Genomic DNA, 21210 nt, shown 5'->3' on the forward strand with positions numbered 1-21210 from the left:
AGGCCAACCAGGCTGCTGCCCAACTCCTTGCCCGAAGAGGGCTACAGCTAGATGAAGGCGCTTCCCCACCCCTCCGTGGGCTCTCTTCCAGCCAGAGTTCCTCCCGTCCTGCAAATATGCCCACTCTCGACCAGGAACAACTCCAACAAGCCTACTTTTTGGCAAACGGCAAGCAGGACACTGCCCTGCGGCTTCAGGCGGCAAAATGGATGCGCAGGTAATCTTCCTCCATCTTGGCACGGGCCGGCTTCATGGCGGCCAGGGTCTGGGGCAACACCAGGTTGCGGCGGTGGTTGCCAATGCGGATGTTGAGCTCGTCGCCAGTTTTGCTCAGCTCCACCTGCTCTTTTGGGATCCCGGGCAAGTACAGATCCAGGCGGTACTGGCCGTTGTCGCTAGCCACGTTCATCGTCTGCTCGGCGTAGAACACCTCCGCCGGGTTGCGATCCCCCCAGAGATCCTTTTTCAGGCGGGCCAGGGCGTCCCACCCCACCAGCTCCTCTGGGTAAAGCGGGATCTCCACCACCGGCAGGGGGGCAAAGTTCTCGTGGATCTCCTGGCGATATTTCTGCTGGGCGGCCTTCCAGGCGGCAAAGTAGGGATCCACCACCCCTTCCGGCAAAATGCGGTTGGCAATCACCAAATCGGTGGCGACGCCGTAGAGGCTGAGGTAGGCATGGGCCCGCAGCGACTCCTTGATCACCATCTTTTCGGGGTTGGTGACTAGGCGCACCGAGGTGATGCGGTTGTCGGTGAGGATGCGCTCCAGCCGCTCGATCTTCTGGTAGAACTCGTAGGGGGCATCCAGCACCTGGTCATCCGGCAGGGGGATCCCGGTTAGCCCTTTAACAATCGGCTCGGCAATGGGGCGCAGCACCCGCGCCAACCCCTGCAAAGGTTTGTAGAACTTGCGCATGTACCAGCCGGAAACATCGGGCAGGCTCAAAAGGCGCAAGGCCGTACCGGTGGGAGCCGAGTCGATAATCAGCACATCAAACTTGCCCTCGTCGTAGTGGCGGTTGACCCGCACCAGGGCGAAGATCTCGTCCATCCCCGGCAGCACCGCCAGCTCCTGCGCCTGCACGCCGTCCAGCCCGCGGGCCTGCAACACCTGCGTGATGTAGGCCTTGACGGATCCCCAGTTCAGTTCCAGCTCCTGCAGGGCATCCAGCTCCGCTCCCCAGAGGTTGGGTTTGACCTCCACCGGCTCGTGGCCCAGGGGCCGGTCGAAACTGTCGGCCAAGGAGTGGGCCGGATCCGTGCTCAACACCAGGGTCTTCAGGCCGAGCTCGGCACAACGCCAGCCGGTTGCTGCCGCCATCGAGGTCTTGCCGACCCCACCTTTGCCGGTCATGAGGATGATGCGTTGCATGGGAGCGCTCTTTACGTTCTTTTACAGCTCTAGGCTAACCGATTTGCCCCTCTGCCCACAGCGGCCTGGAGGGCAGTTACCAGGTACACTATTGATTGCCTATGGCTGGCCAAGGAAGTAACGGCCAGAAAGCAAGCCTGTGAAGGCGGATGGGAGGTGTAAGATGATGCGTCGTTGGCCCAATCTGCTGCTGATTGCCATCCTCACATTGGGTCTGTGGCTGGGATCCCTTCCTGTCCAGGCGGCTGCCGCCTTGCCCCGAGAGCTGCAGCAGCTGGAGCAACAGGTGGAGCAGCTGCAGAGCCTGGTGGATGCCGAGGACTGGCTCGAGATCCGCTCCTACATCCATGGGCCGATGGGCCTGACCCGCAAGACCCTAACCAGCCTGGCAAACACCTTGCCCCAGCAGCAAAAGCGGGAGATGCTGCGCTTGGCCAAGGAAATGGGCCGCAGCTTGGAAGAACTGGACTTTGCCGCCAAAGCCTACGACCAACCAGAGGTGGAAGCTGCCCAGGCCAAGGTGAGAAAGACGTTGCAAGAGCTCAAGGCCCTGTTTTCGTAGTTGGGGACAGAGCGGATCAAGTTAAGGGGAAACGCTCCCGCAGATCTTGAGCCACCGGCGGGGGTACCAGGTGGTCAATGGGGCCGCCTAGCTTGGCCACTTCCTTAACTAAGCTGCTACTGACAAAGCTGTGCTCGCTAGCAGTAGCAAGGAAAAGGGTTTCCAACTCAGGAGCCAGGAGCTTGTTGGTGTGGGCCATCTGCAGCTCCACGTCAAAGTCGGACAAGACGCGCAAGCCGCGCACGATAACTTTTGCCCCCCGTTGGCGGGCATAAGCCACTGTCAAGCCGGAAAAAGTATCGACCTCAACGTTTTTTAGGTGGGCAACAGAAAGGCTAATCTGAGCCTGCCGCTGCTCCGGGCTGAACAGAGGGGTCTTGTTGGGGTTTTTCAGGACTGCAACGATGACTTTGGAAAACAGACGGCTGGCCCGCTCGATGATGTCGAGGTGCCCAAAGGTGATGGGGTCGAAGCTGCCGGGGTAGAGGGCAATCATGCTAGAGAGGGTACCGCTCTTCTTAGCCTACCTGCTCTCGGGCCCACGCCAGATAGGTAGCGCTTACCTGAGCAGCCGGCAGAGCCAGGATCTCCGGCTCCTGGTAGGGGTGGAGCTCCCGCAGCCGCTGTTCCAGGCGGGGATAAGCAGTGGAGGGCAATTTGAGCAACAGCAAAAACTCGGCCTCCCTCTGCAGGGATCCCTGCCAGCGGTAGTAGGAGGTGATCGGCGGCAGCACCTGGGCACAGGCCACATAGCGCTCGGCCACCAGAGTGTGTGCCAAACGATGGGCGTCGGCTTCGGATCCCACGGTGGTCATGACAACCGCCAGGGTATCGGGGGCGGTCTTTTCCTCCATCGGAAGCAAGCTCTAGGCGTCGACCTCCCCTGATCGTACCGCTGGATCCTCGGATCGCCATCCCAGTTGGGTCAAGCCCCCCGGAGCGGCGGTGTGGCCTTGGCAAAATAGGGCCGCCTTTGGTGCCAGCGCCAAGCTGTCTGCAGGATCTCGGCCAAGTCGGCATAGCGGGGCTGCCAGTTGAGATCCCGCTGGATGGCCGTGGCATCGCCCACCAAGCAGGGGGGATCCCCCGGTCGACGGGCTCCAACTTGCACCGGGATCTGTCTTCCAGTTACCGCTGCTGCCGTGGCGATCACCTCCTGAACAGAGAAGCCCTGGCCATTGCCCAGGTTGTAGGCTGCCTGCACAGGCTGGCCAGACGCCAGCGCTTCTAAGGCCAACACATGGGCCTGCGCCAGGTCGGCGACATGGATGTAGTCGCGGATACAGGTGCCATCGAGGGTGTCGTAGTCGTCGCCAAAAACAGTGATGTGGGGGCGTTGGCCGGCGGCGACTTCCAGCACCAGGGGGATGAGGTGGGTTTCGGGGTCGTGGGCTTCGCCGATTTCTCCGTCGGGATCGGCGCCGGCGGCGTTGAAGTAGCGCAGGCTGATAAACCGGATCCCGTGGGCGGTCTGGAAGTCCCGCAGCATCTGCTCCACCACCAGCTTGCTCTGGCCGTAGGGGTTGATGGGGCGCTGGGGGTGGGTTTCCGGGATCGGGATCTGCTCCGGCACGCCGTAGGTGGCACAGGTGCTGGAGAAGACAAGGTAGGGGATCCCGTGATCCCGCATGGCCTCCAGCAAGGTCAGGGATCCGGCCACGTTGTTGCGGTAGTATTTGCCCGGATCCTTGACCGACTCGCCCACGTAGGCATAGGCGGCAAAGTGAATCACCCCTTCGGGCCGATACTGCCGAATGACCTGATCCAGCCGCTGGCGGTCGGCAATGTCGCCGATTTCCAAAGGCCCCCAGCGAACGGCCCAAGGGTGGCCGTAAACCAGGTTGTCGTAGGCAATTGGCAGGTGGCCGTGGGCTGCCAGGGCCTTACAGGTGTGGCTGCCGATATAGCCCGCGCCGCCGGTAACCAGAAGCCGCATAGGTCAGGGGGAAGGAAATTCCTGTCTAGAATACAGCTACTCTTGCAGACCTTGGCAATGGCCCCGGCCTATTCCAGGAGCTGATGCCAATCCAGATGAGGCCGCCAGGCCTCTGCCAGACGATCCAGCAGTTCTTCGCGTTGCTGGGCATAGTGGCCGTCCAACTCCGGCAAGGGATCCCAGCCTTTTTGGCGGCGCAGCTCGTTTAGCCAGTGGCGCCGCCAGCGGTGGTTGTCGAAGAGGCCGTGCAGATAGCTGCCCCAGACCCGGCCTGTGGGATCCCGCCAGCCCAGGCCTTCTTGCTCGAAGATCGGCAGGCAGCCAGCGGGATCGGCCTGGGTGGATCCCTGATGGATTTCGTACCCCTGGACGGGAGCGGGGGCGGGCCAGCGGCTTTGCGTCTGCACCTGCTGGGTAACCTTGGTGGGTTGCAAGACAGTAGTCAGCGGCAGGAAGCCCAGCCCGGGGTAGGTGCCGGCAACTCCCTCTAGGCCGGCGGGATCGGCGATGGTTTGCCCCAACATCTGCAGCCCGCCGCAGATGCCGACGATGTGGCCGGAATAGAGGCGCAGTTGGTCGGCCAGGCCGGTCTTTTGCAATGCCAACAGATCCTTGAGGGTGGTTTTGCTGCCGGGCAGGATGACCACATCGGGGGATCCCAGGCTCTGGCCGGGGTGAACCCAGCGCAGATGGACGCTGGGCTCGGCCAGCAAGGGGTCGAAATCGGAAAAATTGGCCACCTGGGGCAGGCGGATCACGGCAATCTCCAGGCAGCTCCCCCGCCCGGCACGTTCGCGGCGATTTTCCCAGAGTTGAGGGCCCGCCTCAAGGCCCATCGAATCCTCTTGCGGCAGCACCCAATCCAGCCAGGGCAGAACTCCAACCACGGGGATCCCGGTGTAGTTCTCCAGCCAATCCAGGCCGGGCTGCAGCAGCTCCCGTGCGCCGCGAAACTTGTTGATAACAATGCCGCGAATCAGGGCCCGCTCGGCCGGCTCCAGCAACTGCAGGGTGCCCACCACATGGGCCAGCGCCCCACCCCGGTCGATGTCCGCCACCAGCCAGGTGGGAGATCCCAGATGCAAAGCCACCCGCGTGTTGGCCAGATCCCGGTGTTTGAGGTTTACCTCCGCCGGGCTGCCTGCCCCCTCGCAGATAATCCACTCGTACTGCTGTTGCAAGCGGGCCAGGGCCGTTTTCACCGCCTCCCAGGCCGGCGCAAACCAGCGCTCGTAGTACTCGCCGGCGCGACAGGTATCTACTGCCACGCCGTTGAGGACGACCTGGGAAGTCAGGTTGCCCTGCGGCTTGAGCAAAATCGGGTTCATCTCCACCGCGGGCGGGATCCCGGCGGCCCAAGCCTGCAGAGCCTGCGCATAGGCAATCTCATGGCCCTCCGGGGTGACGTAGGCATTCAGCGACATGTTCTGGGCCTTGAAAGGGGCAACCTTCTTCCCCGCCTTTTTGAGAAGGCGACAGAGGGCAGCTACCAAAAGGGTTTTGCCCACGTGGGAAGAAGTCCCCACGACCATCAAGGATCGGCAAGCACTGCTCATTCGGCTCCCTTTCCCTCCCAGGCCGATTGTCCACCCTCTCCCCTAAGCCGACTGCGCTAGGTTGACGGATTGGCCCTCTGCTGGCCAAAGTCTTCGCGCCAGCAATGCAAAAAGCGTACCCTTGCGCCTAGCGGGAAGTTCCCGAATCAGCGAAGGGGAACTGCCCAAAAAAGCCTTCTGCTGTCTCAAGCAGACCTAGCCCAGCTTAAGACTGGGGCAGATGGATTCGAACCACCGAATGGCGGGACCAAAACCCGCTGCCTTACCGCTTGGCGATGCCCCAATTTACACTGCTTGACTACTTTAGCGATGCAACCTTGGATCTGTCAACGGGCTGCGGCCACCTCTCATCTCCTCAGGAACCAAGTTGGATCCTTTGCCGAGGTCAGGGTTGACCTCAAAAGGGTTGGGCAGAGGGGGAATGCGGGCCACCTCGAAGAAGTAGGCGCGGATCTCCGGCCCAAAGTAGATAACATCGCCACTCCTCAAGTAGTGGGTAGCTACCCGCGTGCCGTTGACGAACACCCCATTGGTGCTGGACTGCCCCTTGCGGTTGCCGTCGACTAGACAATACGTAAATCCTGTGCGATTGGACTTGGTGGGCACTCGCACCAAATAGGCGTGGCGGCGGGAGACGAAGCGGTTGACAATCTGGATGGCATTGGAGGGATCCCGTCCGATCGTGTAAATGCTCTCCCGCAGGATGTAGCTGCAGGGCCGCACAGGATGGCAGACGGACAGGGTGAACTCCGGGTGAGACACCGGCTGCTGCGGGACTTGGTCGAACAGATCCAACGGCAGATCGAAGTCCTGACTGCCGGACAGATGGCCTCTGCCCACTGCCGTAGTAGAGGTAAAAAAATCGTCGTAGCTCTGGGGCAACAGCGTTTCCTCCTCGACGCTCAACTACCTGCCCGGCAGCCTGGCTCTTCCAGTCCAACTCCCTGAACCCTAGAGTTCCCAGAAACTAGGAGACACCCAACATCCCCCCGGCGTTGGCGGGCTAGTGGAAAACTCATAGGCCTTAATGTACACTACTATACACCACAGGCAGCCTTGGAGATACTCCCTTTTCCTAAAAAAAATTGGAAAAATTGGGTTTGGGTTCAGGTCGGAGCTATTCCCGTTTTAAGGGATCCCTTGGGAGCCACAGCCTTGGCCGCGGGCGGGCTATTCTGGGTAGCAGGTTTGTAGCCTTGAGGTGTGGGTGTGACGGAGGCCCTGTTGCGTCGGTTAGATGTGGCCACAGAGGCGGCCCTGGAGGCAGGGGCTTTGCTGCGCAGTTACGTGGGGGGCACCCTTGCCATTGAGGAGAAACGTCCGGGCGACTTGGTAACAGCAGCGGATCGCGCTTCCGAGGAGCTTATCTTGAAAATCTTAAGGCGGCACTTCCCCGAAGATGTGATCTTGACGGAAGAATCCGGCCAGCAGGGATCCCCGCAGGGCACCTACGCCTGGATGATCGATCCCCTCGATGGCACCACCAACTTTGCCCATGGCTATCCCTTTGCTGCCGTCTCTATTGGTCTGCTGGAGGGGCGGGAGCCGGTGCTGGGGGTGATCTACGACATCTTTCGCGGGGATCTCTTTCGCGCCGTACAAGGGATGGGCGCCACCCGCAACCGCAAACCCATCCGCGTCTCCTCTACTACCGAACTCTCCCGCAGTCTCCTGGTTACCGGCTTTGCCTACGACCGCCGCGAAACCCCCGACAACAACTACGCCGAGTTCTGCCACTTCACCCACCTCACCCAGGGAGTGCGGCGAGGTGGATCGGCTGCCCTGGACTTGGCCTACGTGGCCACCGGCCAGTTGGACGGCTATTGGGAGCGGGGCCTCTCCCCCTGGGACATTGCCGCCGGGATTGTCTTGGTGCGAGAGGCGGGCGGCAAGGTCACCGCCTACGATGGCAGCCCGGTGGATGTGTACAGTGGCCGCCTGCTGGCCAGCAACGGCTGGCTACACGCTGCTCTTCAGGAAGAACTGGCCCAGGTCAGCCCTCTGCCGGTCTCCTTCCCCATGCGGCGGGATCGCCGGTCTGGGGAGCAAAACGGCCAAAGTTTAAAGATCAGGTAAAGATCAGGCGAAAATTGGGTAAGGTTTACGCAAAGGCCCTCATGGCTCTTTCGCAAGGCAAGGGAGATAACTTGGCCGGGAAAAAGCTCCGGCGTCGTTGTTGGGCGGCAGGGTTTGGCCTGGCGCTGCTCTTGGGGATCCCGGCCTACCCTCAGCCTGCCCCAAAGCCGACCCTGCCCGCTCCTGCCAGCGAGCGAGCACAGGTTCCCGATTCCCGTTGGGCCGAGATTCAGGCGCGGGGGCGCATCCGGGTTGGCCTGGATCCCAGCCTGGGCCCGGCTTACCTCTACACCGACCTGGAGCGGCAAACCTACGCCGGCTTCGAGTGGGATATCCTGGAGGCGCTTGCCCAGACGCTGCAGGTGCGAGTGGAGCCCGTCTATGTGGCTTGGAGCGAGCAGTTGGCGGCTTTGCAAGCGGATGAGGTGGATCTCATCTGGGGGGCGCGGGAAGCTTTGGGCTTGGATCCGCAGCAGTTTCTCGCCACCCGACCCTACTACCTCAGCCCGCAGCGCTTGGTGGTACGGGATCCCGGGCCAGAGGAAGCTCCCATTGAGGCGCTGTCGCAACTCTTTGGCCGCAAAGTGGGCATTGTAGTTAACAGTACGGGAGCCGCTCTGTTGGAGGCGTACAACGAGAGGCGGGGCAACGCCATTCGTCTTTTTGCCACCAGCAACCCGGATCGCTTGTTTGCCCAGCTCCAGGCTGGCCAGTTGGATGCGGTGCTCGTCGATCAGCCCGTTGCCGCCCTGAGCCTGCGCCAGGCGGGATCCCGGCTGCGCCTGGCGGGGCCGCCTCTGTTCCCGATTCCTTTGGTGGGCGTGGTATCCTCACAGCATCCTTCCCTGAAGGAAGCCGTGGATGGGGCGATCGCAGTCCTGACCGAAAACGGAACTTTGCAACGCATCTTGGAGAAGTGGCAACTATGGGATCCAACTCTGATGTCCCCCGCCTCACCCGAGGGCTAGCCCGCTACGAGACCGACCATTTCGCCATCTTGGGCGTGCCCCTCACCGCCGATGCCAAAGGGATCCGACGCGGCTACCTGCAGGCGGCCAAGGCTCTGCACCCGGATCGCTTTGTCGGGGATCCGGAAGGGGCAGAGCGGGCCAACGTCCTCTTCGCCAAGCTGGTCAGCCCGGCCAACGAGGTGCTGGCCAAGGAGCGAGAGCGGTCAGAATATGAGACTGTGCTCAAGCTGCGCGTTCAACGCCTGCTGGAGTCGCCACCCCCCGATCTGTGGCCCACTGGAGAAGCTGTCAAAGACCTGGCCGAGCGCGCCGATTGGCAGGAAGAATATGTCCGGCGGGTGGAGAAGCTGGCCAAAGAGCAATACAGCTCTATGGCCACCCTGCTGGAGAAAACCGAGCAGTTGAGCGAGCTCAACCTAGCCTACCTGCTGCTCAAGGCCGGCTACAAAGGGATCCCCGCCCCTGCTGCCAAAACCACCACCCCGACGGGGATCCCAACCCCTTCCCCCAGCCGCACCACCTTGGGCGGGATCCCGGCTGCTCCACCCACCGCTCCCCCTGTCCAGCCCGCCCCTCCTTCGCCCCCAACCCCGCAACTTAGCCCCGCTGAGACCCGCTTCCTGCAGGCGCTGGACATGATCGAGCGCAAGCAGTACCGGGTTGCCATCCAGTATTTAAACTTCGCCATCAGCGCCCAGCCCAACGTGGCCCGTTACTATCTGCACCGAGGTATCGCCCACCTCAAGCAGGGCAACGCTGGCATGGCCAAGGCCGACTTCCTGCAGGCGAGCCGCCTCGAGCCGGCCAACGCCGAGTTGATGGCCGAGGTGCGCCGCTGGCTGCAGCAGGTCACCACCCAACAGCCGGTTCCCGTTCCCTCGGCCAGCCGTCAGACCTCCCAGGCCCAGAAAATCGTGCCACCGCCGCGCAAAGAGGATAGCGGCGGCTTCTGGAGCCGCCTCTTCGGCAAGAAAAAGTAGGCCAAACTCCCCTCAGGAAGCGCCCCCCAACACCAGCAGCGTGACCAGGGATCCCGTATTCCAGAGGCTGTGCAACAGGATGGGGGCCAGCAGGTTGCGGCTGTGGCTGTACACCACCCCCAGCACCACCCCCAGCATGGTCAAAGGCAACAGATCGGAAAGGTTGAGGTGGGCAAGGGCAAAGGTGAAGGCGCTGAGCAAGATGGCAGCCCCCATCGGCAAGTAGCGGCTCAGCGTCGGCAGCCAAAAGCCCCGGAACAGCACCTCCTCAAAAACAGGGGCACAGACAGACACCACGGCCAAAAACACCAAGCGCGCCCCCCAGCCATGGCTCTCCAGCAGCAGAGGCAAGATGGGGTTCCCGCCCCCTGCCTGGGGCAGCAGCAACTGCGACAGCGCCGCTGCCAGCACCACCAAAGGCAGGGCCGCCCAGTAGCCGCCCAGGCCCCAGAGGATCCAAGGGCCCCACAGCCGCACCTGCAGCACCTTCTGCCAACCGGGATAGAGCCGAAGAAGCCGGTACAACAGCGCCGCCCCCAGCAGAGCGCCCGCATTGTAGGTGAGAAACAGGGCCACCGCCTGATGCCAAGGGCTGAGCTGCTGCGTCCCCAGGCCGAGCCCGACCGTGTAAAGGCGAGGCACCAGCGCATTGAGGAGAATGAAACCCAAAAACCAACCGGTCAGGACCGCCTGCGCCCCGATCCCCGGCCAAGGCACCTCCCACGGCGGGCCCACAAGAGGACGTTGGCGCCAGAAGCTCCAGCCCAGCCAGCCCAACAAGAGCACCAGCCCCAGCAGCGCCCCCAGCAGCGGGATCCCGCCCACCACCGCCAGCCGGAACAGGGCTGCCAAGGCCAATTTTTCCTGCTGCTGGTTGAGGGCATTGAGGCTGTCGCTGCGCTGTTGCAGCCGGTAGAGCTGCTGCAGGGCCACCGCCTCAAACCAACCGTCCAGGTGGTTGCGGATTTGCACCTCGGCCTCTGGCAAGATGCGCCGTGGCGTTCCCCACAGCCCTTGTAAAACCTGTGCCACCCTCTTCTGGCCGGATTCCAGCTCCAAGGGACGTTCTGGATCGACTACCTCTTGCCACTGCTGCTGGGCTGCCTCCAGATCCTCCTGGTAGACGTAGAGCAGACCCAGGCGCAGCCGCAGGGCGTCCAGCTCCGCCTGCAGATCCTGGACAGAAGCCAGGAGGACGGGATCCACTTCTTCTGGGGTTGAGGCCGGCCCCACCGCATCTGATACCCTGGCCAATTCGGGTTTGCCCCCTGCCGAGGAAGTCGCCCTTTCCAGCCGTGCCATCCGTTTGAGGCGCTGCAGGCGTTCGGCGTAGTTGTCGGCCACCTGCTGGTAGCGATTGTGGGCCAGCTCGAAAACGTTCTGCCCCAGGAGAGCCCGCGCCAGGTCCTGATAGCGGGGATCGTCGAGGGTGCGGGCAGCCTGCAGGGCGAGATTGGTTTGCAACAGATCCAACTGCGTTTGCGGCGGCGGCTGAAACCAACTGCTGGAAAGCGAAAGCCCGACAATCAAAAGGGCCAATAGGCTCAGCAGGTTGAGGATCCCTCGGCGAACAGAAAGCCAAGCGGAAAAGGGATCGACAGAGGCCGTGGCTTCAGAGGGAGACATGGCAGCAACCGAGGCAACTCCAGCGGGTTATATCCTAGCTTCTATTGGCTTCAGCCGGATAAAGGGGTCAGCGTCGCTCTAGCCAATAACGGTAGATGGGCAGACCCAACTGCAGGCACTGCCACTCCCGCTCGGTGGGAATGCCGAAGGGGTTGTCATCGATGGGCCCCTGGTAGGGATTCCAAAACTGCGGATGCTCTAGGAAACGATCGACCATCTCCTCGGCCACTTCCCGCACGTCCGACTGCAGGAAGACGGGGCTGCCCGGTTGCAGCAGCAGGGCCAGATCCGCCACCAGTCGCGGTTGGACGATCCGCCGCTTGTGATGGCGCTTTTTAAACCAGGGATCCGGAAATTGGATGGTGACCCGGCTGAGATCTCCCGGCGCAAACAGATGCCGCAGGGAGACGTTGATGTTGGCAAACAGAAAATGGACGTTATCCAGCCCCAGCTCGTCCCGCCAAGCATTGGCCCGCTCCACCAGCGGCTGTCGAATCTCTACCCCCAAAAAGTTCCAGTCGGGCTGCTCCTGGGCCATGCGCAGCAAAAAGCGTCCGCTCCCTGAGCCGATATCCAAATGCAAGGGCTGCCCCAGTCGCCGATACACCCGTTCCCAGTGGGGTGGGGGGGTGGGTTGTTGGTACTGAGCCTGCAGGGGGTTGACGTGTTGCCGCAGTCGCTGGCCGAGACCCTTCTGCAGCGGGATCCCTGTCCAGGGGGGAACAGAGGAGCCTTTCTCAAGTTGGGCCTGCTGTGCTCGCTGCACGTCCGCTTCCACAGACCACCTCCTGCCGTCAGCCACAGCCGTAGCGAACCCAACGGTGGATCCAAAACAAACGGGATCCGGCAGCCCAGCTCTACCACCGGATGCTGTCGATGACTTGCCGCAAGATGTGGGCAGAGCGGTGCAGTTGCTGCCGCTCGCTCTCGGTGAGGGACATGGCCAGCGTGCGCTCCACCCCTTGCCGACCGACCACTCTCGGCAAACTAAGGCAGACCTCCGGCAGGTCATATTCTCCCTGGGTGAGGCTGCTCACGGTTAAAACGCGCCGCTGATCCCGTACCAGGGCCTGGACAATTTGTGCCACCCCCAGACCAATGGCATAGCTGGTGGCCCCTTTGCGGCGGATGATCTCATAGGCGGCATTGCGCACCTGCTCGAAGATATCGCCCAAATGGGCGGGATCCCATTCCGGCGAGAGCTGGCCAATCGGCGTGCCGGCGATGTTCACCTTGCTCCAGACGGCCACCTCGCTATCCCCATGTTCGCCGATGATGTAGGCGTGCAGGCTGCGCGGATCCACCCCCAGCCTCTGGGCCAACAGATAGCGAAAGCGAGCCGTATCCAAAACCGTTCCCGACCCCAGCACCTGCCCCGCCGGCAGCCCCGCTAACTTCAGGGAAACATAGGTCATGACGTCAACGGGGTTGCTCACCACCAGGAAAATGGCGCTGGGGCAATGCTCCATCAGGGCCGGGATCAAGCTTTTGAAGATCTCGACGTTGCGGTGAACCAAATCCAAACGGGTTTCTCCAGGCCGCTGCTTGGCCCCCGCCGTCACAATCACCACGTCTGACCCGGCACAATCGGCCAGCTCCCCTGCCCAGATCCGCGTCGGCTCCACAAAAGGGATCCCATGCACCAGATCCATCACTTCCCCTTCCAGCTTGGCGCGGTCGATGTCGTGGATCACCAGCTCATCGAGGGTGTTCTGGATAAGCATCGCGTAGGCGCAGGCCATGCCCACCTGCCCGGCGCCGATGATGGATCCCTTCAAAAGGCGGCGAGCAGTCAGCCCACCGGCTTGCTGCTCAAAGCGTGGCTTGGGTTGGTGCTCAGAAACGGTCATGGCTTCAGCCGCTGCACTTCCCTTCCCAGCTTAAGCCTGGCCAGGCGGAGAGAAAAAGAGCAGAGGGGCTATCGCTCCCCAGAGCAAGAAAGGCTGGAAGGGAAGAGAACTTCCGCCTTCCCGGTCGCCTCGGATCCCCGCGGGGTGAAGTGACTTTGAATGCAGCTCAGTAAGGGTTTTAATGGTTTTTTAAGAATTCTTGGGTAGACCTCAACTCCGTTGCTGGGTTAGCCGCTGCCAAAGCTCCAGAGGAATGCGCTCATGAGGACGTGGAAGAGACCGAATCTGAACCAGCTCTTCCGGCAAGTAGTGCAAAGCCACCCGCGCCGTTGCGTCTAAGAGACTGCGCCGCCGCTGGAGATGTTGCTCCGCTTCTCCCAAAAACACATCCAGCCAGCCATCTCGCTCTTGGCAGCGAATCCGCAAAGCAGAGAGAGAAGGTAGGGACTCTTGGCGATAGAGCCGGAAGCCCTGCTCAGGACTCCACCCCAGCCACCACTGGGGCGCCAATTGCCCCAACTGCCGACACCACACGCCCGCCTGAACCTGTTGCCATGTCATGCTCACCACTCCGCAACCTGCGAAGACCTAGCTGCAAATTTTTCCAACTACTTTAGCTAGGTACTCTACCAGACTCACTCGGTTTGATGCAAGTCTTTATCAAAGAGGAACCGATGTGCCATGGGGATATATTGCAACTTAATCTCAATAGTGCTATACTGTCACCCGGTTGAGTGGTGGAGTCATATCCATCAGTCTTCCTCTCTTGTCTTGGACGCAGCAGGGATCCCGCGCCGGCGGAACTGGCCATCCTGCGCTTGGCAGGGATCCCTTTTTCTCCACAAAGTTAATGAGACTAAATATCAATTAATGGGAGAGGGGGAGGTTTTCCGCCAACATCGTGTTGAAGTAGGAGGTAGCAGTCGAGGGTGATCGCGCTTGCGTCGGCGGGCCAGCAAGCGAAAGCGGCGTGAAGCGCTGGGGAAGTATCTTGAGCTATTTGGAATGGCTACCAATCCTCTAGAAAGTAAGGAGATAAACGGATGTTTTCGGAACAAGCTAGCTGTTCCGTCTTTGTTTTGTTCTCTAAAAAATGATGTTGGAAGAAGATTAAAATCTGGAGAAAGGAATTGAACCAGATGCAAGTTATCGATTAGAATCTAGATGGCGTTAACGCTAACCGCGACGAAGAGATCGGAGAGGGGAAATCTAACATCCTCTCTCCTTTTTCTGTGGAATTCCTTCCAACTCTATCTCCCGTCTCCCAAGAAGTAGGGATCCCTTAAGCCAAACTAAAGGGTTGCGCCTCGGTCTTGCAGCCATTGGGCAGCTAGCCTGTGCTGACGTTTCTGGGCATAGGCGAGGGGAGTGTGTCCATCGTGATTGCGGGGGTTTAATTCGGCCCCATTTTCCAACAGCAGCTCTAGGATCTGGATATGCCCTTCCCAGGCAGCCCAGTGCATGGGTGTCGCCCCGAAGCGGTTGCGCGCGTTGACATCGGCCCCGTACAAAATGAGAAAGCGAGCGATGCCCAAGTGTCCTTGTGTGGCCGCCTCGTGCAGAGGAGTTCGCCCCGTCTCATCAACGGCATCCACCGGTGCCCCCTTGGAGAGCAAGCGGGCGAGAACGCTTTTCCTACCCGTAGCTGTAGCCCAGTGGAGAACGCCACAGGTTTTTGCCCCTTTTTGGATCAGCAGACCAATAACTTCTGCCTGATCGGTTAGGGCAGCCCGATGGAGAGGAGTGTATCCATAGCGATCTAGCAGATCGATATCGCTGCCTGCCTTGAGAAGCCGCTCCACCACTTCCACCTGGCCGCTGGCAGCAGCCAAATGGAGCGGCGTAGCCCCTGTGGAATCCATCGAGTCGACGGAAGCGCCATAAGCCAAAAGCAAGTCCAACAGCTCCAGATTGCCGATGAGTACTGCTTTGTGAAGCGGGGTGAACCCCTGCGAATCGGGAGCATTCACATGTCCCCCTTGCTGCAAGTAAGCCAGCAATCCTTGCGGGTCTTCATTGGCAAGGGCGCGGTGCAGTGCTTCGCTCATAGTCACTCAGAAATTAGGACTTAGAGACAGCTAAAAGTACTTTGAGAACAGTTAGGAGTAGAGTTAGGCAAAGTCTGGAATTTACAACTTGGGCAAAGTCTAGCACTGGATCCCTGCCTCTGAGGTAGCTGTGCGAAGAGATGCCTCTTAGCGCTCAGTCAGAATGGTCAATGCAGCACCATGCCTCAACATGAGAATGATTCTCTACTAGATTGGATCTAAATTGCATGAGCGCCGAGGGGATCCCTTGGTTCAGCCCAGGTTGGCATGGCATGATCGGCGTAGCTCCGAGCCAGAGCTGACTCTTCGCCCAGGTTCAGCAGCCCCTCACCCTCTCTTCTGCTGCCGCTCATGGACTACTATGCAATCCTGAACCTCTCTCCCCAAGCGAACAGCGAAGATATCAAGCGAGCCTTTCGCCGGTTGGCGCGGCAGTTTCACCCCGATGTGGCAGGAGAGGGATCCCGAGAACGATTTGAGCAGATCTACCAGGCCTACCAAGTGCTGAGCAACCCTGAAGAGCGGCGGCGCTACGACGCCCAACGACACTCTCCACCCAGTTCTGTGAGGGGGGAAAGGCGCGTGGTTGTACGCACCACTGGGTCAGGCTCCATCTCAGCAGAACCACCGGCTCGGGAATCCCTTGAGGCAGGGATTGCCCGCGTCAAGGCGGCTTGGCGCGAGCGTAAGTTGCCCACGGCAGTGGCTCTGGCGGAGGCGCTGCTGAAGCGGTTTCCCAACTCCAAGGAAGCCATCCACATCTTGGCTTTGGCCTATCAGCGCTTCGGCAATCATTTAATCTGCGAGGGTCGCTACCAGCAGGCAGAGGCTTACTTGAGAAAAGCTTTGGCCACAGAGCCACACAACCGCGAGTTGGCCTTTGAAATCTGGCGAGACTTGGCCCGTCTGGGCATCCGGGAGGGATCCGGCTAGCTGCCTGGCGTTGCCAGTCTCAACTGCTGGGCCGCCCACTGCCGCAGCTGTTGGCGGCTGACTTTGCCCTGGGCGTTGCGCGGGATCCCGGCACACCATAGCCATTGCTTAGGGTGCTTGAAGGGGCTCAGTTGTTGGCTCAGGTGTTGCTTTAGGTGCCTCTCCAGCTCTACGGGGAGGGCAGGGATCCCAGCCTTGGGCACGGCCACCGCCACCACCTGCTGGCCCCACTCGCCGTCGGGCAGGCCGAGCACGCACACATCCTCCACCCAGCCGCTGGCCCGGATCTCCCCTTCTACCTCGGCCGCCATCACCTTTTCCCCGCCGGTCAGGATCAGGTCGTCGGCGCGGCCCAGCCAGTAGAGATAGCCGTCTGAGTCCAGATAGCCCCAATCTCCAGGGGTGAAGCCCCGCTGTTGCCACTTGCCCAGGCCATCAGCCTCCCTCGCCAAAGGGTAGTAGCCCAGCGCCAGGGATTCCGCCCACACGTGGATGTGGCCCGCCGTCTGGGCGGGCAAGGGATCCCCTGCTTCGCCGCGGATCTCCAGGGTGGCGTGGGGCAGGGGCCGCCCCAGGCTATCGCTCCCCTGCAAAAAGGCTTCCGGCAGGAGCGTACACACCTGGGAGGCGCTTTCGGTCATGCCATAGGTGAGGGCCAAGGGCAGGTGCAGTTGCCGGGCCTGTTGCCGCAAACTGGGCCAGGTGGGGCCGCCGCCAACCAGAATGGCTCGAAACTGGCGCAGGCTCTCCAAGACTCCCGGCTGGGCGTTGAGCAACAGCCGCTGCAACTGGGTGGGCACCAGCGACAGAAAGCTGCCCGGCAAAGGCGGATCCCAGGCCTCGGCCTGCTGCTGTCGTTTCCAATCCCAGACAATCCACTGGCCGCCGCTCAGCCAGGAACGAACAGCTTGCATCAGGCCGCTGACGTGGTACAGGGGCAGGACACAATAGCTATGGACGCAATCCACGCTGAAGTGCTGCTGGTGGGCTCTGGCAGAGGCGCTGAGGGTACGCCAGGAGTGCACTGCCCATTTCACCTGGCCGCCGGAGCCACCGGTAGGGCTCCCGATTACTGGCCAATCGGCGCTGGGTAGGATCTGTTGCCAATGCTGCAGAGGGGGGTGGGAGGAGGCAGAACCCTCCTGCAACTGCCCTCGCCGCCAGCGCCAAGCGGATCCCAGGCTGGCCAGAGCCTGCCCCCACTCTCGTCCTCCCCAGTGGGGATTGGCCAAGAAGAGGGGGATCCCCAGGTGTTGGCAGGCCAAAACGGCAGCCCACACTTGCAGCGGATCCGAGTCTGCCACCAACAGGGGAACGGCCTTGTCTGCCAGAGGGCGCAGTTGCTCTTCCAGCCCAGCCAGACACTCCTTCAAAGCGGGAGAGCAGTTGTGGTTGGGAAACATCTTTCGGCAAGTTCGGGCGGGACAGTTGCAGGTTCAACGAAGCGATCAAAGCGATCAAAGAGCAAGCCATAGCCGTGGAGACTTGACCCTCCACCGAGGCAATTGGGGGCGTCCCCTGTACCTTCGTTGTTTTGACTTTTGGCAGGGATCCCCCCGGGCAAGGTGAGGAAGAGTTTGGGCTTGGCTTATCATGATCTAGGTTTGAAGTAGGAGGCCTAGGTTGTGATCGAGCCAATTTTGCTGGGGATCGTTTTGGGGATGGTGCTGGTTACCTTGGCAGGCCTGTTTGTGGCCGCCTACAGACAGTATCAGCGCGGCAATAAGATGGGTCTGTGAAAGCCAGGGAGGAAAAAGCTGGCACCAAACCGTCGGCAAGAGAGTGGCTCAGCAGGTGAGGTGGCATGGCAATGCAGTGGCTGCGCACGGTGGCGGCTTTGCGGGAGCAGGTAGCGAGCTGGCGGGGATCTACCATAGGCCTGGTGCCAACGATGGGATCCCTGCACGAAGGACATCTCAGCCTAATTCGCCGCTGCCGCCAAGAGTGTGACCACACGGTGGTCAGCATCTTTGTCAACCCCCTCCAATTTGGCCCCAACGAAGACTGGGATCGCTACCCCCGCGACGAGGAAGGGGATCGGGCTCTGTGTGAAGCCGCGGGCGTGGATGTGGTGTTTGCCCCCGACCCGCAGGAGATGGGGGCCGACCCGGCCACTGCCGGCGATCGCACCTGGGTCATGCCTCCTGAGTCCCTTTTGCAGACCCTCTGCGCCCCCCACCGACCGGGGCATTTTCGCGGCGTGGCCACCATTGTGCTGCAACTGCTAAACCTGGTGCAGCCGCAGCGGGCCTATTTTGGCCAAAAGGATGCCCAGCAACTGGCAATTATCCAGCGGCTGGTTCAAGATCTGCAAATTCCCACCACCATTGTCCCTTGCCCCACCGTGCGAGAAGCCGACGGCCTTGCCTACAGCTCCCGCAACCGCTACCTTTCGGCAGTGGAGCGGCAGGTGGCCGCCAGCCTGTACCGCGCCCTGCGCCGAGGTTACGACCACTGGCAAGCCGGGGATCCCTCCGCCGAAGGGATCCTGGCCGCCGCCCGTGCTGAGCTGGAGCGCACCCCCGAGCTGCGCGTGCAATATCTGGAATTGGTGGATCCGCAAACCCTCCAGCCCCTATCGGAGGTGAAAGATAAGGGGCTACTGGCCATCGCCGCCTATGTAGGGCAAACTCGCCTCATCGACAACCTGCTCCTTTCCCCGGAAGGGGTGGATCCCTTGCCCCAAGAACAGCAGAGTGCAGTGCCTCCTTCCCCGAAAAGGGGGCGTCGCCCGCTGATTGCCATCGACGGCCCGGCAGGGGCCGGGAAGTCCAGCGTAGCGCGGGCAGTGGCCGCTCAACTGCAGCTCTTGTACCTGGATACGGGGGCGATGTACCGGGCCATCACCTGGCTGGCGCTGCAGCGGGGGATCCCGTTGGACGACGCCGAGCAACTGACCCAACTGGCTGCCCAAACCCAACTAACCCTACAAAGTGGCCCCTCGGCCGACGAACCCACCCGCATCTGGGCCGACGGTGAGGAAGTTACCCAGGCCATTCGTTCCCCAGAGGTGACCCGCTGGGTTTCTCAGGTGGCGGCAGTGCCGGGGGTACGGCAGGAGCTGGTGAAGCGGCAACGCCTCATTGGACGGGATGGGGGGGCCGTCCTGGAGGGGCGAGATATCGGCACCCATGTTTTTCCTGATGCCGAGCTGAAAGTCTTTTTGACCGCCTCGGTGGGGGAGCGGGCCCAGCGCCGGCAACACCAACTGCAAGCCCAAGGACAAGTGGTGTCCCTCGAAGAGTTAAAAGCTCAGATCGAGCAGCGGGATCGCCGCGACAGCGAGCGGCTTATCTCTCCCTTGCGGCCTGCCCCCGATGCCATTCTGATCGACACGGACCACCTGAGCCAAGCTGAGGTGGAAGACAAAATTGTGAGGCTGTACCGGCAGCTTTTGGAGCGATCCGGGGCAGCCCATTTCGATATTATCTGAAGTTATCTGAACCCTGAAGATTTTCTCAAGCTTGCGAGATGGGGCCAATTCAATTCTGAGGTGTTGAGCCTTGGGGGGGCGATGCGCTTGGCCAGAACCGCTAAGGTAGGAATCCTGTTGACGAAGAGATACTGGCCTGCCCTGCTCCCCCTCGGCCCAAATCACTCGTATCCGGCTCTGGGTAGCCGCGAGCACTATGGGTAATTTCCTCCTCCTGGCTTTTCTGCTTCTCCTCTCAGGGGCCTGCTCCGGAGCGGAAACCGCCATCACGGCTATGGACAACCTGCGCTTGGAGTCCCTGATCGAAGAACAAGGGGATCCGCAAGGCCTCTATCGACTGGCTCAACAACAGCGCTCGCGGATGATCACCACCCTGTTGTTGGTGAACAACTTTGTCAACATCGGCATTGCCGCCCTGGCCACCACCATCTCTATTGAGCTGCTGGGATCCCAGTTTGGAGCTTTGGCCGCCACCGTGCCCACCACGATCCTGGTGCTCCTGGTGGGGGAAGTGGCGCCCAAGTCTTTGGCGGTGAGCCATCCGCTGGCAGTGTTCCGCTGGGTGGTGCGGCCTGTCCATGTCCTCTCGGTGCTGCTGCGCCCTTTTACCGCTGCCTCTGAGTGGGTTGTCAGGAGACTGTTCAACCTGTTGGAGCTCTCGCCGCTGACAGCCACCGCTTCCCTCAAGGATTTGGAGCTGTTGATCGATGTGCTGGGGCAGCGAGGGCTACTGGATTGGCAAAAACGGCGCCTGTTTCGCGGGGCGCTGGCGTTGGATTTGCTCCAGGCTGGGGATGTGGCCAAGCCAAGGGTAAAAATGGAGACCATTTCCCACGACAAAACGCTGCAGGATGTGGTGAAGCTCTGCCTGGAGACGGGCTACTCCCGCATCCCCGTGCAGGGGGAATCCAAGGACGAGATCGTCGGCGTCATCCACCTCAAGCAGGCCCTGCGCTACCTGGAGCAAAAGGGCAATGCCGAGGTGACCAAGGCCATGTCCCCGCCTTTTTTTGTGCCCGAGACCAAGCGCGTCAGCCTGCTGCTCAAAGAGATGCTGCGCTCCCGCCAACACCTGGGGATCGTGGTGGATGAGTTTGGCGGCACCACCGGCCTCATTACGCTGGAGGACATTTTGGAAGAGCTGGTGGGGGATATCTACGACGAGAGCGACCTTTCCCCCCTGCTGCTGCAGCGGCAACGACGACAGCGCCTCTTCTCTTCTGGCTCCCCTTGAAGGAGGCCGCTAGCCGGCTTCTGCAGAGTCTTCGTTGGCTTCGGGGGGGAGCTCCACCAAATCCGGATCGGCAGGATAGCGGGCCACAAAAAAGATCCAGAAGCTGTGGATCCCCAGGCCTAGGCCCCACCCGCCCAACAGCGGCAGCAGCCACGGCCAATCCGCCCGATACAGCTGCTGGAAAAACACCAGCCCCGACGCGCTGCAGAGAAAAACAGCCAGATGCGCCGCGTAGGTGTAGCGGTCATCCAGCTTGCGAAACTCAGGATCCCGACGGGAGGGCTTCCGGGGCCAGCGAGGCGGCATGGCAGCAACCCCTCACAACTCAAAACCTTCTCCAGTGTAGAGGGATCCCTTGCCGCCGACATCACCAGGATCCCGGCCGCTACCGCCACCGGCGTTGCCACCACGTCCAGCAGGTTATCCACCCAGGGTACACAGTAGGCAGCAACCTCGAAAAAGGTAGCCACCGCAAAAACCGACAGCACCTCTTCCGACCCAATCCACTGCAGATCGGGAGCCAACGGCAGATGCCCGGAGCGAGCTGCCAGGTTCATCACCAACAGCGGCACAAAAATGCGAAAGCCGCAGGCAGCGCTGAGGCCCAATCCCAAAAAATTGCCGGTAGGCTGT

General features: G+C 61.3%; 22 protein-coding genes and 1 tRNA gene. 8 read left to right on the top strand and 15 right to left on the bottom strand.

Annotated features, from left to right (window positions below):
* Positions 1-193: 193 nt before the first annotated feature.
* Complete coding sequence (locus tag SYN63AY4M2_RS08175; protein WP_011431465.1) at positions 194-1372, bottom strand: TRC40/GET3/ArsA family transport-energizing ATPase; 1179 nt, start codon at positions 1370-1372, stop codon at positions 194-196.
* A 163-nt stretch (positions 1373-1535) separates the two neighbouring features.
* On the opposite strand from SYN63AY4M2_RS08175, the gene psbQ reads away from it, so the two are divergent.
* Positions 1536-1934, top strand: a complete 399-nt coding sequence (gene psbQ, locus SYN63AY4M2_RS08180; protein ID WP_099812729.1) for a photosystem II protein PsbQ — start codon at positions 1536-1538, stop codon at positions 1932-1934.
* Between the two features lie 16 nt (positions 1935-1950).
* Here the strand turns inward: psbQ and coaD are convergent, their stop codons facing one another.
* The 6 genes from coaD to SYN63AY4M2_RS08210 form a co-directional block, all read right to left on the bottom strand.
* Positions 1951-2430 (bottom strand): pantetheine-phosphate adenylyltransferase, encoded by a 480-nt coding sequence (coaD, locus tag SYN63AY4M2_RS08185; RefSeq protein WP_099812730.1) that lies wholly within the window; start codon positions 2428-2430, stop codon positions 1951-1953.
* Positions 2431-2452: 22 nt separating this feature from the next.
* On the bottom strand, positions 2453-2788 hold the full coding sequence (gene cutA / locus SYN63AY4M2_RS08190; RefSeq protein WP_099812731.1) for a divalent-cation tolerance protein CutA: 336 nt from the start codon (positions 2786-2788) through the stop codon (positions 2453-2455).
* A gap of 71 nt (positions 2789-2859) precedes the next feature.
* A complete protein-coding gene (galE, locus tag SYN63AY4M2_RS08195) occupies positions 2860-3870 on the bottom strand; it encodes a UDP-glucose 4-epimerase GalE (RefSeq protein ID WP_011431461.1) in 1011 nt (336 codons plus the stop codon).
* A 68-nt stretch (positions 3871-3938) separates the two neighbouring features.
* Complete coding sequence (locus SYN63AY4M2_RS08200) at positions 3939-5426, bottom strand: cobyric acid synthase (RefSeq protein WP_099835744.1); 1488 nt, start codon at positions 5424-5426, stop codon at positions 3939-3941.
* Between the two features lie 211 nt (positions 5427-5637).
* Positions 5638-5709, bottom strand: a tRNA-Gln gene (locus tag SYN63AY4M2_RS08205).
* Positions 5710-5729: 20 nt separating this feature from the next.
* Positions 5730-6332 (bottom strand): FHA domain-containing protein, encoded by a 603-nt coding sequence (locus SYN63AY4M2_RS08210; protein WP_228375359.1) that lies wholly within the window; start codon positions 6330-6332, stop codon positions 5730-5732.
* A gap of 303 nt (positions 6333-6635) precedes the next feature.
* On the opposite strand from SYN63AY4M2_RS08210, the gene SYN63AY4M2_RS08215 reads away from it, so the two are divergent.
* The 3 genes from SYN63AY4M2_RS08215 to SYN63AY4M2_RS08225 are packed head-to-tail and all read left to right on the top strand — an operon-like array spanning position 6636 to position 9453.
* A complete protein-coding gene (locus SYN63AY4M2_RS08215) occupies positions 6636-7502 on the top strand; it encodes an inositol monophosphatase family protein (RefSeq protein WP_206336823.1) in 867 nt (288 codons plus the stop codon).
* A 41-nt stretch (positions 7503-7543) separates the two neighbouring features.
* Positions 7544-8470, top strand: a complete 927-nt coding sequence (locus tag SYN63AY4M2_RS08220) for an ABC transporter substrate-binding protein (RefSeq protein WP_228375358.1) — start codon at positions 7544-7546, stop codon at positions 8468-8470.
* Positions 8428-9453, top strand: coding sequence for a J domain-containing protein (locus tag SYN63AY4M2_RS08225; RefSeq protein ID WP_011431456.1), 1026 nt, complete (start codon positions 8428-8430; stop codon positions 9451-9453). The genes SYN63AY4M2_RS08220 and SYN63AY4M2_RS08225 overlap by 43 nt, the downstream gene beginning before the upstream one ends.
* Before the next feature lie 12 nt (positions 9454-9465).
* On the opposite strand, the gene SYN63AY4M2_RS08230 is transcribed toward SYN63AY4M2_RS08225, so the two are convergent.
* The 5 genes from SYN63AY4M2_RS08230 to SYN63AY4M2_RS08250 form a co-directional block, all read right to left on the bottom strand.
* Positions 9466-11079, bottom strand: a complete 1614-nt coding sequence (locus SYN63AY4M2_RS08230; RefSeq protein ID WP_011431455.1) for a CPBP family intramembrane glutamic endopeptidase — start codon at positions 11077-11079, stop codon at positions 9466-9468.
* Between the two features lie 67 nt (positions 11080-11146).
* On the bottom strand, positions 11147-11779 hold the full coding sequence (gene trmB, locus SYN63AY4M2_RS08235) for a tRNA (guanosine(46)-N7)-methyltransferase TrmB (RefSeq protein ID WP_041439245.1): 633 nt from the start codon (positions 11777-11779) through the stop codon (positions 11147-11149).
* Positions 11780-11936: 157 nt separating this feature from the next.
* Positions 11937-12857 (bottom strand): L-lactate dehydrogenase, encoded by a 921-nt coding sequence (locus SYN63AY4M2_RS08240; RefSeq protein ID WP_011431453.1) that lies wholly within the window; start codon positions 12855-12857, stop codon positions 11937-11939.
* A 282-nt stretch (positions 12858-13139) separates the two neighbouring features.
* Positions 13140-13490 carry a hypothetical protein gene (locus SYN63AY4M2_RS08245; protein WP_011431451.1) on the bottom strand — a complete coding sequence of 117 codons (351 nt, stop codon included), beginning with the start codon at positions 13488-13490 and terminating at the stop codon, positions 13140-13142.
* Between the two features lie 731 nt (positions 13491-14221).
* Positions 14222-14977, bottom strand: coding sequence for an ankyrin repeat domain-containing protein (locus SYN63AY4M2_RS08250; protein WP_011431450.1), 756 nt, complete (start codon positions 14975-14977; stop codon positions 14222-14224).
* Positions 14978-15328: 351 nt separating this feature from the next.
* Here SYN63AY4M2_RS08250 and SYN63AY4M2_RS08255 point away from each other — a divergent pair, with 351 nt between their 5' ends.
* Positions 15329-15910, top strand: coding sequence for a DnaJ domain-containing protein (locus SYN63AY4M2_RS08255; protein ID WP_011431449.1), 582 nt, complete (start codon positions 15329-15331; stop codon positions 15908-15910).
* Here SYN63AY4M2_RS08255 and SYN63AY4M2_RS08260 read toward each other — a convergent pair.
* Complete coding sequence (locus SYN63AY4M2_RS08260; RefSeq protein ID WP_099887312.1) at positions 15907-17313, bottom strand: 2-succinylbenzoate--CoA ligase; 1407 nt, start codon at positions 17311-17313, stop codon at positions 15907-15909. The two genes, SYN63AY4M2_RS08255 and SYN63AY4M2_RS08260, sit on opposite strands and share 4 nt — an antisense overlap.
* Before the next feature lie 222 nt (positions 17314-17535).
* Between SYN63AY4M2_RS08260 and petG the strand changes: the two genes are divergently transcribed.
* The 3 genes from petG (at position 17536) to SYN63AY4M2_RS08275 (ending at position 20577) form a co-directional block, all read left to right on the top strand.
* On the top strand, positions 17536-17649 hold the full coding sequence (gene petG / locus SYN63AY4M2_RS08265; protein ID WP_011431447.1) for a cytochrome b6-f complex subunit V: 114 nt from the start codon (positions 17536-17538) through the stop codon (positions 17647-17649).
* 71 nt (positions 17650-17720) lie between these two features.
* Positions 17721-19343, top strand: a complete 1623-nt coding sequence (locus tag SYN63AY4M2_RS08270) for a bifunctional pantoate--beta-alanine ligase/(d)CMP kinase (RefSeq protein ID WP_011431446.1) — start codon at positions 17721-17723, stop codon at positions 19341-19343.
* A gap of 196 nt (positions 19344-19539) precedes the next feature.
* On the top strand, positions 19540-20577 hold the full coding sequence (locus tag SYN63AY4M2_RS08275) for a hemolysin family protein (protein ID WP_099887313.1): 1038 nt from the start codon (positions 19540-19542) through the stop codon (positions 20575-20577).
* A gap of 9 nt (positions 20578-20586) precedes the next feature.
* On the opposite strand, the gene SYN63AY4M2_RS08280 is transcribed toward SYN63AY4M2_RS08275, so the two are convergent.
* A complete protein-coding gene (locus tag SYN63AY4M2_RS08280) occupies positions 20587-20799 on the bottom strand; it encodes a hypothetical protein (RefSeq protein ID WP_228375530.1) in 213 nt (70 codons plus the stop codon).
* Complete coding sequence (locus SYN63AY4M2_RS14175) at positions 20697-21191, bottom strand: DUF4126 domain-containing protein (protein ID WP_011431443.1); 495 nt, start codon at positions 21189-21191, stop codon at positions 20697-20699. Before SYN63AY4M2_RS14175 ends, SYN63AY4M2_RS08280 begins: the two co-directional genes overlap by 103 nt.
* Positions 21192-21210: the final 19 nt, after the last annotated feature.

The sequence above is a fragment of the Synechococcus sp. 63AY4M2 genome (assembly GCF_002760475.1).
GTDB lineage: Bacteria > Cyanobacteriota > Cyanobacteriia > Thermostichales > Thermostichaceae > Thermostichus.

Coding starts and splice junctions, on each gene's coding strand:
- galE (WP_011431461.1), bottom strand. CDS start 3,870: ATGCGGCTTCTGGTTACCGGCGGCGCGGGCTATATCGGCAGCCACACC.
- SYN63AY4M2_RS08200 (WP_099835744.1), bottom strand. CDS start 5,426: ATGAGCAGTGCTTGCCGATCCTTGATGGTCGTGGGGACTTCTTCCCAC.
- SYN63AY4M2_RS08255 (WP_011431449.1), top strand. CDS start 15,329: ATGGACTACTATGCAATCCTGAACCTCTCTCCCCAAGCGAACAGCGAA.
- SYN63AY4M2_RS08275 (WP_099887313.1), top strand. CDS start 19,540: ATGGGTAATTTCCTCCTCCTGGCTTTTCTGCTTCTCCTCTCAGGGGCC.
- coaD (WP_099812730.1), bottom strand. CDS start 2,430: ATGATTGCCCTCTACCCCGGCAGCTTCGACCCCATCACCTTTGGGCAC.
- SYN63AY4M2_RS08175 (WP_011431465.1), bottom strand. CDS start 1,372: ATGCAACGCATCATCCTCATGACCGGCAAAGGTGGGGTCGGCAAGACC.
- cutA (WP_099812731.1), bottom strand. CDS start 2,788: ATGGAGGAAAAGACCGCCCCCGATACCCTGGCGGTTGTCATGACCACC.
- SYN63AY4M2_RS08230 (WP_011431455.1), bottom strand. CDS start 11,079: ATGTCTCCCTCTGAAGCCACGGCCTCTGTCGATCCCTTTTCCGCTTGG.
- SYN63AY4M2_RS08245 (WP_011431451.1), bottom strand. CDS start 13,490: ATGACATGGCAACAGGTTCAGGCGGGCGTGTGGTGTCGGCAGTTGGGG.
- psbQ (WP_099812729.1), top strand. CDS start 1,536: ATGATGCGTCGTTGGCCCAATCTGCTGCTGATTGCCATCCTCACATTG.
- SYN63AY4M2_RS08220 (WP_228375358.1), top strand. CDS start 7,544: ATGGCTCTTTCGCAAGGCAAGGGAGATAACTTGGCCGGGAAAAAGCTC.
- SYN63AY4M2_RS08250 (WP_011431450.1), bottom strand. CDS start 14,977: ATGAGCGAAGCACTGCACCGCGCCCTTGCCAATGAAGACCCGCAAGGA.
- SYN63AY4M2_RS08270 (WP_011431446.1), top strand. CDS start 17,721: ATGCAGTGGCTGCGCACGGTGGCGGCTTTGCGGGAGCAGGTAGCGAGC.
- SYN63AY4M2_RS08260 (WP_099887312.1), bottom strand. CDS start 17,313: ATGTTTCCCAACCACAACTGCTCTCCCGCTTTGAAGGAGTGTCTGGCT.
- SYN63AY4M2_RS08225 (WP_011431456.1), top strand. CDS start 8,428: ATGGGATCCAACTCTGATGTCCCCCGCCTCACCCGAGGGCTAGCCCGC.